This window comes from Flavobacteriaceae bacterium (assembly GCA_003443635.1).
Lineage (GTDB): Bacteria > Bacteroidota > Bacteroidia > Flavobacteriales > Flavobacteriaceae > AU392.
Genome location: CP031964.1, coordinates 781,782 through 798,742, shown reverse-complemented (window position 1 = coordinate 798,742; position 16,961 = coordinate 781,782). Strand labels below are relative to the sequence as shown.

General features: G+C 28.8%; 16 protein-coding genes. 9 read left to right on the top strand and 7 right to left on the bottom strand.

Going from position 1 to position 16,961, the window contains the following annotated elements; all coding sequences use genetic code 11:
* The first annotated feature begins 44 nt into the window (after positions 1-44).
* The 7 genes from D1817_03440 (at position 45) to D1817_03410 (ending at position 7,129) form a co-directional block, all read left to right on the top strand.
* Positions 45-734, top strand: a complete 690-nt coding sequence (locus tag D1817_03440) for a hypothetical protein (protein AXT18952.1) — start codon at positions 45-47, stop codon at positions 732-734.
* 1 nt (position 735) lies between these two features.
* Complete coding sequence (locus D1817_03435; GenBank protein AXT18951.1) at positions 736-1,476, top strand: isoprenyl transferase; 741 nt, start codon at positions 736-738, stop codon at positions 1,474-1,476.
* Entirely contained in the window at positions 1,448-4,054 is a 2,607-nt protein-coding gene (locus D1817_03430) for an outer membrane protein assembly factor BamA (protein AXT18950.1), read from the top strand. Before D1817_03435 ends, D1817_03430 begins: the two co-directional genes overlap by 29 nt.
* A gap of 136 nt (positions 4,055-4,190) precedes the next feature.
* Entirely contained in the window at positions 4,191-5,354 is a 1,164-nt protein-coding gene (locus D1817_03425) for an OmpH family outer membrane protein (protein ID AXT18949.1), read from the top strand.
* Positions 5,355-5,384: 30 nt separating this feature from the next.
* Entirely contained in the window at positions 5,385-5,885 is a 501-nt protein-coding gene (locus tag D1817_03420) for an OmpH family outer membrane protein (protein AXT18948.1), read from the top strand.
* Between the two features lie 67 nt (positions 5,886-5,952).
* On the top strand, positions 5,953-6,738 hold the full coding sequence (murI, locus tag D1817_03415) for a glutamate racemase (GenBank protein ID AXT18947.1): 786 nt from the start codon (positions 5,953-5,955) through the stop codon (positions 6,736-6,738).
* A gap of 37 nt (positions 6,739-6,775) precedes the next feature.
* On the top strand, positions 6,776-7,129 hold the full coding sequence (locus D1817_03410; GenBank protein ID AXT21218.1) for a GTPase: 354 nt from the start codon (positions 6,776-6,778) through the stop codon (positions 7,127-7,129).
* 8 nt (positions 7,130-7,137) lie between these two features.
* On the opposite strand, the gene D1817_03405 is transcribed toward D1817_03410, so the two are convergent.
* The 4 genes from D1817_03405 to D1817_03390 all read right to left on the bottom strand — a co-directional run bounded on the left by D1817_03405 (position 7,138) and on the right by D1817_03390 (position 11,775).
* A complete protein-coding gene (locus D1817_03405) occupies positions 7,138-7,650 on the bottom strand; it encodes a gamma carbonic anhydrase family protein (GenBank protein AXT18946.1) in 513 nt (170 codons plus the stop codon).
* Positions 7,651-7,655: 5 nt separating this feature from the next.
* Entirely contained in the window at positions 7,656-8,390 is a 735-nt protein-coding gene (locus D1817_03400; GenBank protein AXT18945.1) for a DNA-binding response regulator, read from the bottom strand.
* A complete protein-coding gene (locus tag D1817_03395) occupies positions 8,391-10,550 on the bottom strand; it encodes a sensor histidine kinase (protein ID AXT18944.1) in 2,160 nt (719 codons plus the stop codon). It lies immediately after the preceding gene.
* Between the two features lie 217 nt (positions 10,551-10,767).
* The gene (locus D1817_03390; protein ID AXT18943.1) at positions 10,768-11,775 is read right to left on the bottom strand and encodes a type IX secretion system membrane protein PorP/SprF; all 1,008 of its coding nucleotides are present in this window, start codon (positions 11,773-11,775) and stop codon (positions 10,768-10,770) included.
* A gap of 199 nt (positions 11,776-11,974) precedes the next feature.
* Between D1817_03390 and D1817_03385 the strand changes: the two genes are divergently transcribed.
* Both D1817_03385 and D1817_03380 read left to right on the top strand, forming a co-directional pair.
* The gene (locus tag D1817_03385; GenBank protein ID AXT18942.1) at positions 11,975-12,880 is read left to right on the top strand and encodes a NifU family protein; all 906 of its coding nucleotides are present in this window, start codon (positions 11,975-11,977) and stop codon (positions 12,878-12,880) included.
* Positions 12,881-13,042: 162 nt separating this feature from the next.
* Complete coding sequence (locus D1817_03380) at positions 13,043-13,765, top strand: hypothetical protein (protein ID AXT18941.1); 723 nt, start codon at positions 13,043-13,045, stop codon at positions 13,763-13,765.
* Positions 13,766-13,773: 8 nt separating this feature from the next.
* On the opposite strand, the gene tsaB is transcribed toward D1817_03380, so the two are convergent.
* The 3 genes from tsaB to D1817_03365 are packed head-to-tail and all read right to left on the bottom strand — an operon-like array spanning position 13,774 to position 16,953.
* The gene (gene tsaB, locus D1817_03375) at positions 13,774-14,448 is read right to left on the bottom strand and encodes a tRNA (adenosine(37)-N6)-threonylcarbamoyltransferase complex dimerization subunit type 1 TsaB (GenBank protein AXT18940.1); all 675 of its coding nucleotides are present in this window, start codon (positions 14,446-14,448) and stop codon (positions 13,774-13,776) included.
* A 2-nt stretch (positions 14,449-14,450) separates the two neighbouring features.
* The gene (locus D1817_03370) at positions 14,451-15,926 is read right to left on the bottom strand and encodes a TolC family protein (GenBank protein AXT18939.1); all 1,476 of its coding nucleotides are present in this window, start codon (positions 15,924-15,926) and stop codon (positions 14,451-14,453) included.
* Positions 15,832-16,953 (bottom strand): efflux RND transporter periplasmic adaptor subunit, encoded by a 1,122-nt coding sequence (locus D1817_03365; protein AXT18938.1) that lies wholly within the window; start codon positions 16,951-16,953, stop codon positions 15,832-15,834. The genes D1817_03370 and D1817_03365 overlap by 95 nt, the downstream gene beginning before the upstream one ends.
* Positions 16,954-16,961 lie beyond the last annotated feature (8 nt).

The following is a 16,961-nucleotide window of genomic DNA, read 5'->3' as shown; positions in this document are numbered from 1 at the left end:
TATAGCCAAATCTTATTTACTATATTTGCAAACTTTTGGGCATTATGAGGTATTTATTCGTCTTAATTATGAGTGTTTTATCCTATCAGATTAGTTACTCTCAAATTTATGAAGTTGGGGTGTTTTTGGGTGGAAGTAATTTCATTGGAGATGTAGGTAGAACAAATTTTATATCACCAAATCAATTCGCATTTGGAGGTATTGTGAAATGGAATAGAAGCCCGCGTCACTCTTGGAGATTATCATTACTTTTTTCTGATATTGAAGCTATAGATACAAAATCAGACGATCCACGAAGAGAACAAAGAGGTTTATCCTTTAATTCTAATGTTTTTGAAGCATCTGCTGGCTTAGAGTTTACTTTTCTTGATTTTAATTTGCATGATGATAAGACCAAATTTACACCTTATTTATATTCAGGAATTAGTCTTCTCAGCCACGAAGATTTTTATTTTGACAATGGTGGTAATCTTATTGATGGAGATTCTTCAAATTTAGCAATTGGTATTCCATTAACTTTAGGAATAAAAACTAGATTTGCTTATCATTTTATTTTAGCCGCAGAAATCGGTGCCAGATATACTTTTTCTGACAATATAGATGGTAGTGATCCTAGTGATAGTGATTTAGCAAGTTTTAGGTTTGGAAATATAAACAATAACGACTGGTATGTATTTTCCGGAATTACTTTAACTTACACGTTTGGACGAAAACCCTGTTATTGTAACGATTGATATGGACATTAAACGTGAAATACAAAAACATACTATGCCCAAGCACATTGCAATTATCATGGATGGCAATGGTAGATGGGCAAAACAAAGAGGTAAGTTAAGAGTATTTGGTCACGAAAATGGAGCTAAAGCTGTAAAACAAGTTGTAGAAGGATCTGCTGAGCTAGGCGTTAAAAATTTAACACTTTACGCCTTTTCTACAGAAAATTGGAATAGACCAAAAATTGAAGTTCAAACACTCATGAAACTATTAATTTCTTCACTGAGAAAAGAAATGAAAAGTTTGCATGACAATAACATAAAACTTAATGCAATTGGTGATTTGAATTCCTTACCGACAAAGGTTTACAAGGAATTAAATGATGTTATAGAATTAACTAAAGATAATGATAGAATGACACTAACTGTAGCTTTAAGTTATGGTTCTAGAAATGAATTAATAAATACTATAAAACAAATTTCCATTAAAGTTAAAAATAATATAATTTCGCCAGAAAAAATTGATGAATCGCTAATAAATGAGCATCTTTACACGAATGGGTTACCAGATGTAGATTTATTAATTCGTACAAGTGGAGAACAACGTATTAGTAATTTTTTATTATGGCAAATAGCATATGCTGAATTGTATTTTACAGACGTATTATGGCCTGATTTTGAAAAAAAAGATTTATATAAAGCCATTTTAAACTATCAACAAAGAGAGAGAAGGTTTGGAAAAACTAGTGAGCAACTTAAATAACATACAACTATTGAAAACATATATCATCCGCTTTATATTTATATTTTTATTGTTTATTAGTTTAAAAATATCTGCACAAGCTACAGGTATTGAAGATGGAAAAACATATAAAATAACAGATATAACTGTATCAGGGAATACTAATTATAGTGCTCAAACTATAATCGCGTTCTCTGAATTAAAAATAGGTACAGAAATAATTCTTCCTAGCAGTAAAGAAACTACCCGTGCTATTAAAAAATTATGGGAATCTAAGCTTTTTAGTAGTGTTGAAATATTTGTTACAAAAATTGAAGGAGATTCAATATCTCTTGAGATTGAAATTACTGACTTACCTCAACTTAAAGATTTAACTATAACTGGTGTTAAAAAGTCTAAGTTTGATGATATTATAAAAGAAAATAAATTACAGACAGGTGTTAAGGTGACAGAGAATCTTTTGACAACTACTAAGAATTTTTTAGAAAATAAATATCGTGAAAAAGGATTTTTAAATTCAAAAGTTATCATTAACACCTCAGAACTCAATGATTCTGTAAAAATCAGAAGGGTTAACATGTCTGTTAATATAGATAAAGGCGAAAAAATAAAAATAAAGAAAATTACGTTTAACGGTAATGAAAAAATAAGTAATAAAAGACTTAGAAAAGCAATGAAAAAAACCAAAAGAAAGAATTTTCTTAGGTTTTATAAACGCTCAAAATTTATTGAAGATAATTTTAAAGAAGATTTAGTTAGTATTGTAGATAAGTATAAAGAACTTGGGTATAGAGATGCTAGAATTGTTTCTGACTCATTAATTAAAAACGATAATAATACAATCAGTCTCAATATAAACTTAATCGAAGGTGAAAAATACACTTATGGAGATGTAAAATTTCTAGGAAATATTGTTTATACTGATGAACAATTAAATTCGGTTTTAAGGATTAATAAGGGAGATACTTATAATGGAGTTGAATTACAAAAACGAATTGAAGATCAAACTAGACCTGATGGAAATGATTTAACAAATTTATATCAAAATTCTGGATATTTATTTTCACGTATAACCCCTGTAGAAACTAGAACAGAAGGTAACGTTATAGATATGGAAATTAGGATTGTAGAAGGGAAACCTGCTTATCTTAATAACGTAAATGTAATTGGAAATGAAATTACTAATGATAGAATTATCTATAGAGAATTAAGAGTTCGTCCTGGGCAGTTATACAGTAAAGCAAATGTAGTACGTACTATTAGAGAATTAGGTCAATTAGGTTTTTTTGATGCCCAACAAATAGCTCCTGAATTCAAAAATGTTAATCAAGTTGATGGTACTTTAGACTTAGAATTTTCTGTAGTAGAACAGGGATCTAGCCAAATTGAATTACAAGGAGGATTTGGTGGCGGTGGTTTTATCGGGACTTTAGGCCTATCCTTTAATAATTTCGCAATTAAAGATATTTTTAAAAAGGAAGCATATAAACCAGTCCCTAGAGGAGATGGTCAAACTTTTGCATTACGATTACAAGCTAGTCGTTTTTTCCAGACTTATAGTTTATCATTTTCAGAACCTTGGTTAGGTGGTAAAAAACCTGTTAACTTCTCAGCTTCGATATCCAGATCTACTCAATTTCAATTCAATCCTTTAACTAGAGATGCTAATAGAGATAGTAGATTTGGCATTACAGGTATTAGTTTCGGTATTGCAAAAAAATTGACTGCCCCTGATGATTTTTTCGTATTATCTCAAGCTGTAAGTTTTCAGAATATTGAATTACAGAATTTTAACTCGCAGTTATTTACATTCGGTAATGGATCATCAAATAATTTAGCTTATACTGTTAGTTTAAATAGACGAAGTACCTTTTTTGATCCTATTTATCCTGAAGGCGGATCAGATTTTAGTCTTACAGGTAAGTTTTCACTACCATATTCTCTTTTTAATGGTGTAGATTATGGAGCACTTAGAGAAGAAAGAGATCAGATAGAATCTGATTTAATAAATGATCCTACAAATACAGGTTTATTAGATCGAAGATCAGAAATAGATCAAGAGCGTTTTAATTTCTTAGAGTTTTATAAAATCACCTTTAAAGGTCTTTGGTACACACAATTAACTAAAAAATTAATATTACGTCCAAGTTTTGAGTTTGGGTTTCTAGGAGCATACAATAATGACAGAGGGATTATTCCTTTTGAGCGTTTTTTCTTAGGAGGAGATGGATTAGGTCAAGGGGGAAATCTTCAAGGTAGAGAAACTGTCGGTTTAAGGGGTTATGGAAATAACACATTAACTCCTCAAGACGGTAGTGCTATATATAATAAATTTTCTTTAGAGCTACGATATCCGCTAGTTTTAGAAGCACAAACAAAAATATATGCATTAGGATTCTTAGAAGCTGGTAATGCATACGAAAACTTTAGAGATTTTAATCCATTTAATGTAAACAGATCAGCTGGTGCTGGAATACGAATATTTTTACCAACTTTTGGATTATTGGGGATTGATTTTGGTCATGGTTTTGATCCATTGCCAGGGCAAACTCAGAAAAACGGTTGGGAGACCCATTTTATAATTGGACAACAGTTTTAATTTTTGGCACGGTATTTTCTATAAGCATAATAACTATTTAATAATGTGTTAAAATTTTTCAGGATTTATTTCGTTTATTTGAAGAATCCAAAACTTAGTTTAAATTACGTTTTTTCTAAGTATTAACGTTTATAATATGAAATTGACTACTATTAAATATGTAAAAATCAAAGTTCTTTTTTTATTGTTATTATTTGTGTGTTCATCTATCTCTGCACAAAGATCTATTAGAATTGGTTATATAGATACAGAATATATATTACAGAACGTACCTGAATTCCAAGAAGCTTCATCTCAATTAGAAATTAAAGTTCAAAAATGGAAAAGTGAAATTGAAATTCGACTAACTGACCTTGATCAAAAAAAGAAACAGTTAAGTAGTGAAAGTATTTTATTAACTAAAGAACTCATTGAAGAACGTCAAGAAGAAATTGATATTGAAGAAAAAGAAATTTTAGATTATCAACAAAAAAGATTTGGCCCAAACGGCGATTTAATAATTCAACGGCGTCAATTAATGCAGCCTGTTCAAGATCAAATATTTAATGCTGTTCAAGAAATAGCTGCTACTAGGAATTATGATTATATTTTAGATAAATCTGAAGCTACTATGTTATACTCTGCAGATAGATTTAATATAAGTGATCGTGTTTTAAGTTTAATCACTAGATCTTCAAATCGTAAACAAGCGGAAAGTAGAAGAGAAAGAAAAGTTGCTGAAAAAGAAGATGATATACAAAAGGATTTAGAAGAACGTGAAGCGTCTCAAAAAGAGCGAGGAGTTGACACTAGTAAAGAATCAAGAGCCAAAATATTGGCAGACAGAAAAGCACAGCGAAAAAAAGAACAAGAAGATTGGTTAGCAGAAAGAGCTGCAAAAAAAGAAGCTTTAAAAGAAAAGAAAAAGAAAATAGCTGAAGAGAGAGCAAAAGCTAGAGAAGAAAAAGCTAATGCAAAGAAAGCTAAAAAAGAAGGGGTAAATTTAGAATCAGAAATTAAAAATGATAAAGAAAACTCTGTAGAAACAAATTCAGCAAAAAAATTAAGTCCAAAAGAAATTTTAGAAGAAAAAAAGAAAAAAATATTAGAGGATCGTGCTAAAAAAGCAAAAGTTGAAAAAGAAAAGAAAACTGGAACAGTAGGAGAAGAAAAAACAAAAAAATTAAGCCCAAAAGAAATTCGTAAAAAGGCATTAGAAGAAAAGAAAAAGAAAATATTAGAAGCTAGAGAAAAAGCTAGGAAAAAGAAACTTGAAGAGCAAAAAGCTAAAGATAGCACTTCAACAAAAAACAATAATTAAAACAACAATTTATAATACAATTACTTAAAAATGAAACATTTAAAAACTACTTTATTAGCAATTACACTTTTTATTGGTGGAATGAGTCTTATGAACGCACAGAGTAAAATTGCTCATATTAATACTCAAGAACTTATAGCTGCAATGCCAGAATATAAGGCAGCTCAAGCTGAAGCTGAAAAATTTGCAACTACTTTAGACACAGATTTAAAAGGTATAGTAACTGAATATCAAAATAAAGCTAAGCAATATCAAGAAGAAGCTTCTACTAAAACTGATGAAGAAAATCAAAAACGTCAACAAGAGTTATTGACTATGGAACAAAGCATTCAACAATTTAGACAAAAAGGAGCTCAAGATATTCAAAAAAAGCAAGCCGATCTTTTAAATCCTATTAGTGAAAAAGCAGTAGCAGCTATACAAAAAGTAGCTAGAGCGCAAGGATTTCAATATGTAATGGATAGTCCAGGTTTAATTATGGCTGAAGGTAAAGATTTAATGGCTGATGTTAAAAAAGAATTAGGCATCTAAAAAATTACATTTTAAAATTATAATTTAAAGCTGTCTTATTAAGGCAGCTTTTTTATTTTTGTGAGAAATGAGTAAACAACCTATAGGTATTTTTGATTCTGGTGTTGGAGGAACTTCTATTTGGAAAGAAATTTGCCAATTACTGCCTTATGAAAATACTATTTATCTTGCAGATAGTAAATATGCTCCTTATGGTAATAAATCCCCTGAAGAGATACTTAAATTAAGTATTAAAAATACAGAACTGCTTATAAAAAATAATTGTAAACTCATTATAGTTGCTTGTAATACTGCAACTACAAATGCCATAAAAACACTTCGAAATTCTTATAATATTCCTATTATTGGAATCGAACCAGCTATAAAGCCTGCTGCTTTACAAACTAAAACAAATGCAATTGGTATTTTAGCTACTAAAGGCACATTAGCTAGTGAGCTATTTCATAAAACTACCAATCTATATACCAATAACATACAAGTTATAGAGCAAATAGGAGAAGGGATTGTTACTTTAATAGAAGAAGGAAAGTCAGAATCTGTCGATATGAAATTACTATTAAAAGAATATTTACAACCTATGTTAGATGCTAATATCGATTATCTAGTTTTAGGATGTACTCATTATCCTTATATAATACCTCTACTTTCAGAATTACTACCACACCATATACAAATTATAGATTCTGGAGAAGCTGTAGCAAAACAAACTAAATCAGTTTTAAAATCTTACAATTTATTAAATACCGAAACATCAAATTTGGGAAATTCCATTTTTTACACAAATACATCTACTGGAGTACTCTCATCTCTTTTGAATAATAACAATCTTGATGTATTATATTTAGATTTTTAGATTGTTAGCTTTATGATAATATATCGTCATAAAAATGATGCATACTCTTTTGTTTATATATAATGCGAATTCAGGGACTATAAATACTTTGTTTGATATTGGTCATAAATTATTTAGCCCTAAAACTTATACTTGTAATCTATGTATGCTAACACACGGTACATTTTCTGAAAATAAGATTTGGAAAGCTTTTAAAATTAATAGTAATCTAGATATAAAATTCTATCACATTGATGAATTTTTAAAACTTTACCCCAATACTAATTATACTTACCCTATAATTTTAAAAAAAGAGCATGTTAATTTAGAAGTTATTTTAAATACAAGTGAAATAAATAAAATTTCATCTGCAGAGGAGCTAATTAATCTTCTGAAAGACACGATTACATAATAATTAAATCACTCTCTAAACCAGCTAGAATATTCTATATAATTATCTGCAATCCTATTAATTTCATGAGAAATTAATTCTTGACTAATATCTTTCACTTTTTTAGCAGGTATACCAGCATAAATGCTTCCAGCTTCAACTCTAGTATTTTTTGTGACCACAGCACCCGCAGCTATAATACTATTACTTTCGATTACACAATTATCCATAACAATACTTCCCATACCTATTAACACATCATCATGTATAGTGCATCCATGAACAATTGCATTATGTCCAATAGATACATTGTTTCCAATATTTGTTGGAGCTGTTTTATAAGTTGCATGAATAACAGCTCCATCCTGAACATTAACTTTATTTCCTATGTTAATATAATTTACATCGCCTCTAATAACTGCATTAAACCATATACTACACTGTTCTCCAATTGACACTTCTCCCAAAATCGTTGCGTTCTCAGCAATATAACAATCATCTGCTATTTCTGGTTTTTTTCCTTTAACTGGCTTTATAATCATAGTTTTTATTTAAAATAAGATAATAGATTAGATTTTTGGGATGCAGAAACCATAATTTCCTGACCATTACTCAACACAACACTTCCACCTTTTCCTTTCAAATACTTTACAATCTCATTTACATTTACCAAATAAGATTTATGTACTCTTGCAAAACTACTATCAATTAAAATGTCTTCAAAATATTTTAAAGTCTTACTAACTAACTTTTTTTTGTTGTTATTGAGGTATATCTCGGTATAATTATCATCTGCTTTACAATACAAAATTGAAGCCGTTTCTATAACCTCAAACCCATTTTGTTGTGGGATTGTTATCTTTCCATTTACAGTATTTGTTTTAGAGATTAAAACTTGATCTTGCAACGCATCTTCTTTTATTTTTATTTCTAAAACATAATCTACTGCTTTAATAAGTTCGTCTATTGCAATGGGCTTCATTAAATAATACGATGCATGCATATTTAATGCCTCTATTGCATAATGATTATATGCTGTTACAAAAATTGTCTCGAAATTTATTTCCTCTATTTTTTCGAGTAGGTCGAAAGCATTACCATAAGGCATTTCTACATCTAAAAACACAAGGTCTAATTCGTGCTTTTTTATTAGTAGCAAAGCTTCGTCTATATGAGATGCCTCTCCTAAAACTTTAACACTAGGACAATACTTTTTAAGGTAATTCTTTAAAATTTCCCGACTTGTCTCTTCATCTTCAACAATGATTGATTTTAACTGCATTTAATTTTTTTTAATAGTTACTACTACTTTTGTGCCAATATCTCCTGTTTTTTGATAGTCATCAATATTTATATCTATTCTATTTTTATACATCTTGTTTAAAATAGTGACACGTTTTTTAATAGTACTCATTCCTTTTGAGTTTTGCTTTTGTTGATGCTCAGTTTTTAAAGCTTTAGACTTTTCTCTTCCAATACCATTATCTATTATTACAATTTCAAGCTTATCTTTTTCTCTTTGGGAAATTGTAATATTTAAATACCCTAATTCTTTTTTATAACGCAAACCATGCCACACGGCATTTTCAATATAGGGCTGCAAGAGCATTGGTGGAATTTGAAAATCTTCGACTTTTACATCTTTGTCAACTACTATCGAGTATTCAAATTTATCTTTAAATCTTGAATGTTCTAACTTGGTATAAAGTTGTAATAATTCGATTTCTTTTTCTAAGGAAATAAAACTCTCTTCACTATTTTCCAATACTGCTCTCATTAACAAAGAAAAATCTGATAAATATTTATTCGCTGAACGTTCATCGCTAGTAGCAATAAAACTATTCACTGAATTTAAAGCATTAAAAATAAAATGAGGATTCATTTGACTTCTTAAAGATTTTAATGCTAATAAATTATTTGTTAACTGTTGCTGTTTTATATATTTAATCATTGCATAAGCACTCATAAGTAAAAGAAACAACCCTCCAATTAAGGAATAAATAATAATTTTCTGATTCTTATTCTGTTCTTCTGTAAGTTGATAATTACTCTCTGAAAGTTCTCTATCTTTTACCAAACTTAAAATCCTGTTTTGTTTTGTAATTAAATCTTTTGAAATACGTGCTGCTCGAGATATTTCTTGTTCTTTTTTAATATACAATTCGTCTACAAGTATTTCATATTTTTTAATAGAAGATAGTGCCGCTTCCGTATCTCCAGCATCTCTTTGAGCTTCAGCTAGTTTTTTAGTGGCTTCTTTTTCTATAAGTATGTCCTCTCTATTATTTGCTTCTTCAATACTTTTCTCAAAATATGGAATAGCCTCCTCAAAGTTTTCTTGCAATGCATAGGCATTACCTATTTTATAATTTTGTTTTTGTGGTGTTAAAGCACTTTCATTATCAAAAACAGAATCTAATTCAATATTTTCTACAACTTGTAATATTTGTTTTCTTAATTTTATCTCTTGATTATATGCTCTATTTTTATTTTGAAAATCTGCTACAGTAACTTTTTCTTCAACTTCTCGTTTTTCGCTTTCTTGTGCTGCTAAGTTTAATGCATTATTAAAAAAGCCTTTTGCTCTCCCCTGCTCTCCATTTGCATCATATGTTTTTGCGATTTTAGAATTTAAGTCTGTTATTTTAGGTGTAATCTTATGCTGTTCAGCAACTGCTAAACTTTTTTTATAATTAGAAATAGCTATTTCATAGTCATTTTTTTTAAAATATAAATCTCCTATACCTTCATAAAAAACAACTAATTGCCAATTAGATAGTGTTTTTACATCTATATTTAAATATATGTCAATTCCTTCATCATAATCTCCATAAAAATTATAGGCTTTTGCAAGTTTTAAACTTACTTCATTAGAAATTTCATTTTGAAGACTGATTTTATAATTGGATATGGCAAGGTCAAATTGCTTCCATTCAAAATATATATCTGCTAAAACCTCATAAGCTTCTGCATTTTCTCTTTTAGATGAAGAAATCTTTAATGCTTCTCCAATAAAGTCAATGCTTTTTTCTACATTTTCTTTAAAATAAACATCTACAGAATCTATTAATGATTTAAACTCTTTTGAAGATATACTAGATTTATTTTTTGAACGATAAATATCTGACTTTACTCTTACCTGAATGCGCTCATTACTTTTAATCGTATAATAAACCGTATTAAAATCGCTATGCCTAATAATTAATTGATCTCCAATTTTAACTTGTACTCGAAATTGCCCTGAATTGTCTGTTCTTGTATATTTCCCTGTATTTACTTCAATAGCTACATTTGCTATAGGATCATTCGTTTCATTGTTTACAACAGATCCTCTAACTATAAAGTTTTCTTCGTTCTGAGATTTATCTATTATTTGGGCATACGATGTCAATGAAAAAAAGCATATCACAAAAGCGTATATATATTTATAAAATCGTATCATTTTGTATTGTAAGTTAGTAAACATACGCACTTTACGTGATAAAATAAAACGAGAATTTTTATAAACTCTACTTTTTAATATCTAATCGTTCATTTTACGCATTCAAAACATACGTTTACTAATTAATACTAAGAGTTCCCTCATTTTAAATTTTATAATAAAAAAAGACATAACTATGGGTTATGCCTTTTTTTATTAACGAAATATCAATAGCATTTTAATTTACACTAGGACAATTACAATCCCATTTTTCTCGAGTATTCCCAAAATTTATTCCTAATGTTATTTGATGAAAGCCTCCGTTAGTAAATACCACAGAATTAGCTTGATATGAATATGTATATGCGAAAACAAACTTTTTATAATTAACACCTAATAATGGTGTAAAAAATTGTAGTTTTTGACTACTAACTCCAGAGCCATTTAAAAACTCAGCACCATCAAAACTTCTTCTATAAGAAATCCCTGCCCATATTTTACCATAATATGTTTCTTTATAAACTTTAAAATTAAAATCTGCAAAAGATTCTTTTGTAGCATCTCTATATGCAAATAATACTGAAGGTTCATAACTCCAATCACTATTAATGCTACTAAAAACATATCCAGGTGATGCGATATAAGTTCTTAAGTTATTAAAACTAAATCCTTGCTCATTAAAGTTTACACCGTCGTTTTCTAAAACATTTTTAACTGTAAAGTGCGTATAGAAATCTAAAAAGTGATATGAAAATCCTAAGTCAATATTAAAATTTGTTGCACTAACTTGAGTACCTGTGATAAGCCTATCAAATCCTTGAGATAAAAAAGAAGTTTCATCTAACCTATATTGTATAAATCCTGCACTTAGCCCAAAAGAAATCATATTTAAATCTACTGGATTTCGTGATAATAAAACATGATGTGCATAGGTTAAATATCCTCCAGATTGTGAATGAAAACCATTACTATCATTATATACAATACCTCCAACACCAGAAGCTGTATCACCTATACGACTATTAACACTTAATGTTTGTAAACTAGGTGCATCGTCTACTCCAAACCATTGCTGTCTTGCAGTTAATCTTGCTTTCCCATTAATACTAATTCCTGCCGTAGAAGGGTGTAATAAGTAATAATTATCTGTTAAATAATCTGAGTAAATCGGAATCCCTTCTTGCCCATTCGCAAAAGAGAAATATAAAGTAACTAATAAGAAAAAATAGTATTTTTTAAATTCCATTTAATTAAAAAATAATTAATACATTATCAATAACGCATAACTATGCGTATTCGTGCATATTATCAAATATATAATTTTTTTATTAGCACTATATAATAAAAAGTTTAATAGTGTAATTAACCGATTAAACGCCTTTATTATTTAGTTAAAAAGTTATATTATCCCTATTATGTTTTTATTTTTGCATAAAATAAATGCAATGTCTAAAATTAACATCTCTATTATAGAAACTAGCAATGCTTCAATATTAAAATTTGAAGCCAATATATTTTTAACCCAATACGAGAGTTTTGAATTTAATAATATCGACGAAGCTAAATCTTCACCTTTAGCACAGCAATTATTTTATTTACCTTTTGTAAAAAAAATATACATCTCTGGTAATTTTATCGCTATAGAGCGTTACGACATTGTAGCGTGGGAAGATGTTCAAGAGGAGGTTTCTTCTCAGATAGAAACCTATTTAAATGAAGGTGGTATTGTTGTAGAAACCAATAATACAGCTATTAAAAAAACAGCTGTAACCGTTTATGCTGAAAGCACTCCAAACCCATCTGTTATTAAGTTTGTAGCGAACAAAAAACTAGTTCCGACTATGTTTGAATTTACATCTATAGATCAAGCTAAATCATCTCCTTTTGCTATAAAATTATTTCATTTTCCATTTGTAAAAAATGTATTTATTGATGAGAATTATGTCTCTGTCACCAAATATGATATTGCTGAATGGAATGATATTACTATGGAATTAAGAGAATTTATTAAAAGTTATATCGAAAGTGGTGATCCTATTATTTTAGCAGATACTCCAGAGTTTAAAAAAAATACTGAAGCTAAAAAAGAAGCACATTTTGAAACTTTAGATGATACTTCTAAAGACATTGTAAACATTCTTAACGAATATGTAAAGCCTGCTGTTGCTAGTGATGGTGGTAATATTGAATTCCAATCTTATGATGCAAATACAAAAATAGTTAAAGTTATTTTACAAGGAGCATGTAGTGGTTGCCCGTCTTCAACTTTTACCTTAAAAAATGGTATAGAAAATATGCTTAAGGAGATGCTTAAAGGAAAAATTTCTTCTGTTGAAGCTATAAATGGTTAATACTATTAGTTCATTCAAATATCTCCATAATATTTTAAATCTAGTAATGGGTGTTCCTCTATAGTATTCTTTTTAATTTATTAAAATTTGTTAAAATTAAACTACATTATTTAATAATAAGAAAGTAATTATTATGTTTGGCGACCTAAATAAAAAAACGCTATGAAATTCTTACTAACACTATTATTTGTAATATCTACAAGTCTTTCTTTTTCTCAACCATCCGAAATTACACCTTCTGAAAATATACCTTCTGAAAATATAACTCCATTGGTTTTAAAAAGATTAAATAGCACGCCTACCGGTAAGATTATTGGATCTGCTTATTTAAATGCGTCATTTTTGCCTGCAAAAATTAAATCTCAAGGAGATGAGATCTTTCTTATCAGATTTAACGCATATAATGGAAACATGGAAGTTATTAAAGCTGAAGGAGAAAAACCAAGAGCACTTAATCCTATTAATACAAATTATAAAATAACTTTTGTAGATTCAAAAAAAATATATAAAGCACATTCTTATACTAATAAAGAAGGTACACTTTTAAAAGGTTTTTTTGTAGAAGTTAACTCTTCTGAAAATATAGCTTTATTTAAAAAAGAGCGTATTAGTTTTATTCCTGCAGCTCAGGAAGCAGCTTCAACATATAAACAAGGTCAACAAGAAGCTAAATTTAAGCGTGTTCAGGATACTTATTATATTAGCAGAAATAGCTCTGATTTAGAGTTATTACCTAAAAAGAAAAAGAAATTTGTAAAATTATTTTCTTCAAAATATGAAAAAGACATTTTAACTTTTATAAAAGAGAATTCTATAAAATTATCTAAAGAAGAAGACATCATTAAAGTAATAAATTATATAAATAAAAACGGGTCTATTCAATAAAAAATTTACTACTCTCTAAAAGATACAAAATCTTTTAGATAATAAGGTTCAAAATAAGCGACATCTTCGATGTCGTTTTTTTTATATTTTATACTTGACAGTTGACTCATTTGATTAGCTGAAGGTAATTTTCCTTCTACAAAAACAGCATTAGAATTTGTAATGAGGTTTTTAGTTTTTTCGACACCGCTTCCTATAAAATAAACTTTATCATTTTTCAAATAAGTATTAAAAGAACTTTCATTTAATACTTCTGCTTCAATATCTCTAACTTGATTACAATCAGAATCAAAAACAGCAGAATACACTTCCATACGTCTAGCATCTAACATTGCAACAATCAAGCTATCTTTTTCAATTACACCTTTTAAATCGTTTGCTAATACTTCTAACGTTGAAACAGAGATCAATGGTTTATTTAAAGCAAAACATAATCCTTTTACAGCAGACACGCCTATCCTGAGACCTGTATAAGAGCCTGGGCCTTTACTTACAGCAATAGCATTAAGGTTTTGTTTCTCAATTTTTGCTTGTTTTAAAACATCATCTATATACATATGCAAACGCTCTGCATGAGAAAAATTATTATTATAATCTTCTTTTAAAACCAAAGTCTCACCATCTTTCGAGAGTGAGACTGAACAATTTGTTGTTGATGTTTCTATATTTAGTATATACGCCAAAATTAATCTGTTAATGATTTTCCTAAGTAGAAATCTAATATTTTATTTCTAAATACAAAATCATATTTAGCATTTATTAAAGAAGCTTCAGCATTAATTAACGCTATTCTGGCTTGTTCTAATTCAAAAGAATTTAGCACTCCTATATCATAACGTTCTTTTGAGTTATCAAACGCTAATTGTTGAGATTCTAGAGATGCTTTTGCTGCTTCATAAGCTCGAAATCCTGCTTTTGCATTTGTAAAAGCTTGTTGTATTGTAGATTCTAAATCTATTTTTGCTTGTTCTAACTGCAATCTATTATTATCTTCTTGTATTTTAGAACGTGTTACAGAAGTTTTATTCTGAAATCTAGAAAATATAGGAATACTTAAACTAAGATTAAAGTTATGTCCTGAATTTTGATCAAACTGTCTAAAAAGGCTAGTTTCAGGAATTCTTTCAATTTCTCCTGTATTTGGATTTTGAAAAGTAGTTCTTGGTCTTATAAAAGAGGCTGAACTCCCATAACTATACCCAAAAGATAAACTTGGAAGGTATCCAGCTTTAGAAATTTCTGTTCCTAACTCTGCATTTTCAATTCTCTTTTCAGCTACTTTAATTTCATTCCTATTTTCTAAAGCATAATTTAAAATTGGTTTAATATCATTATAGAGTAACGCTGAAGATGGTGTATCTACATCAATAATTTCTACATTAAATCCATCATAAGGCAATTGTAATAGCTGTGATAATGATAATAATGCTAAATCAAAATTATTTTGAGCAACTGTTAAACTCTGTTCATCTCTACTTAAAGTCGCTTGTGAATCAAAAATATTTGCTCTTGGTTGTACTCCAGCATCTACTAATCCTTCAACTTGTTCTAATTGTTTTTTTGAAAATTCAACTTGAGCTTTTGCTGTTTCTAAATTTTCTTTATTAAATAAAATATTTAAATAGGTATTTACTACATTTAAAGAGATATCATCTTTAATTCTATTTAATTCCAATTCATTTTGCTCTCGATTTAATTTTGCTTGTCTGTATAAGTTTAAATTTCTAAAGCCATTAAAAACAGTTTGGTTTAAACTTACATTATAGTTTCCAGAAAACACGGTATTATTAATACGTTGATTACTTACCGGGTTAAATCCTGACCCTAAATTTACTCCCGATCCTATACCTCCATTTATAGAGGGTAAAAAATTCCCTTTGGCTCCAAGTATATCTTGTTCATTAGTCAATAAAGTATTTTCACCTTGCTTGACCTGAATATTATTCTCTAAAGCATAAGTTACACATTCTTGCAAAGTCCATACTTTATTTTGGCTAAAGGCTATACAACAAGCAAACAACATCAATAATAAAATGCTTCTTTTCATATTAAATTGGGTTGACGTATTAATTATCATCTTCATTTTCTTCATCTTCTTTAGAAATTTTATTCCAAACTTTAATTTTATCTCCTTCTTCAATACCATCAAGAATTTCGACATTAATCCCGTCAGAAATTCCAAGTTTTACATTTTTCTTTGAAAAACTACCATCCTCCTTTTGTATTTCTACAAATGGTTGTTCAGTAACCCTATTGAATTGCAATAAAGCTTCTTTAACACAAAAAATGTCATCTTTACTTTGGTATTCAATCTCTGCATTAGCACTATACCCTGCTCTTACATTTACTGATGCGTCTATTTCAACATCTGCTTTTACTGTAAATTGTACTGCTCCATTTTCTTCAACACCTTTAGGTGCTACAAAGGTTAATTTCGCAGGAAATTCTTTAGCATTAATTGCTCCAAGTATCACTTTTATAGCCTCTCCTTCTTTAAGTTTTCCAACTTCAGCTTCATCTATTTTACCTTCAAAAATCATAATACTCATGTCTGCAATAGTGGCAATAGTTGTTCCTGCATTAAAATTATTACTTTGTATTACCTGATCTCCTTCTCGAATAGGAATCTCTAAAACTGTACCTGAAATTTGCGCTACAATATTCGTATTTGCTGAATTGCCCCCAGATAGTGAACCTCTTTTAATTATCTGATAATCGTTTTGTGCTTGCTCAAGAGATTCTTTTGCTTGATTTAATGATAACTCATTATTTTCAAAATCTTGTTTAGAAATAACTCCTTTTTCAAAAAGCACTTTATTTCTATTAAACAATGTCTTTGCATTATCATAAGACAATTTTTGAGTATTAATTCTACTACTAGCACTTACCAGTGCTTGCTCATTAGGAACGACTCTAATTTTAGCAATAAGGTCTCCTTTTTTTACAATATCTCCTTCTTCTACAAGTACTTTATCAACAATCCCTGATATTTGTGGTTTTAATTCAATTTCTTCTTCTGGATTAAGTTTACCTGTCGCTACAGCTTTAGTTGTAATAGAAGTATAAAATGGTTCTTCAACTTCGAAATCTACTACTTCTTTTGAGTTAGCATCTTTAAAATGTTTTAATACAAATAAGAGTGCAATTATTGCAACTATTACCAATATAATTCTGATTGCTTTTTTCATTTTGATTG

Coding starts and splice junctions, on each gene's coding strand:
- murI (AXT18947.1), top strand. CDS start 5,953: ATGAGTAAACAACCTATAGGTATTTTTGATTCTGGTGTTGGAGGAACT.
- D1817_03370 (AXT18939.1), bottom strand. CDS start 15,926: ATGTCGAAATTCTTGATGGTATTGAAGAAGGAGATAAAATTAAAGTTT.
- D1817_03400 (AXT18945.1), bottom strand. CDS start 8,390: ATGCAGTTAAAATCAATCATTGTTGAAGATGAAGAGACAAGTCGGGAA.
- D1817_03420 (AXT18948.1), top strand. CDS start 5,385: ATGAAACATTTAAAAACTACTTTATTAGCAATTACACTTTTTATTGGT.
- D1817_03405 (AXT18946.1), bottom strand. CDS start 7,650: ATGATTATAAAGCCAGTTAAAGGAAAAAAACCAGAAATAGCAGATGAT.
- D1817_03440 (AXT18952.1), top strand. CDS start 45: ATGAGGTATTTATTCGTCTTAATTATGAGTGTTTTATCCTATCAGATT.
- D1817_03410 (AXT21218.1), top strand. CDS start 6,776: ATGCATACTCTTTTGTTTATATATAATGCGAATTCAGGGACTATAAAT.
- D1817_03380 (AXT18941.1), top strand. CDS start 13,043: ATGAAATTCTTACTAACACTATTATTTGTAATATCTACAAGTCTTTCT.
- D1817_03385 (AXT18942.1), top strand. CDS start 11,975: ATGTCTAAAATTAACATCTCTATTATAGAAACTAGCAATGCTTCAATA.
- D1817_03365 (AXT18938.1), bottom strand. CDS start 16,953: ATGAAAAAAGCAATCAGAATTATATTGGTAATAGTTGCAATAATTGCA.
- D1817_03390 (AXT18943.1), bottom strand. CDS start 11,775: ATGGAATTTAAAAAATACTATTTTTTCTTATTAGTTACTTTATATTTC.
- D1817_03425 (AXT18949.1), top strand. CDS start 4,191: ATGAAATTGACTACTATTAAATATGTAAAAATCAAAGTTCTTTTTTTA.
- D1817_03435 (AXT18951.1), top strand. CDS start 736: ATGGACATTAAACGTGAAATACAAAAACATACTATGCCCAAGCACATT.
- D1817_03395 (AXT18944.1), bottom strand. CDS start 10,550: ATGATACGATTTTATAAATATATATACGCTTTTGTGATATGCTTTTTT.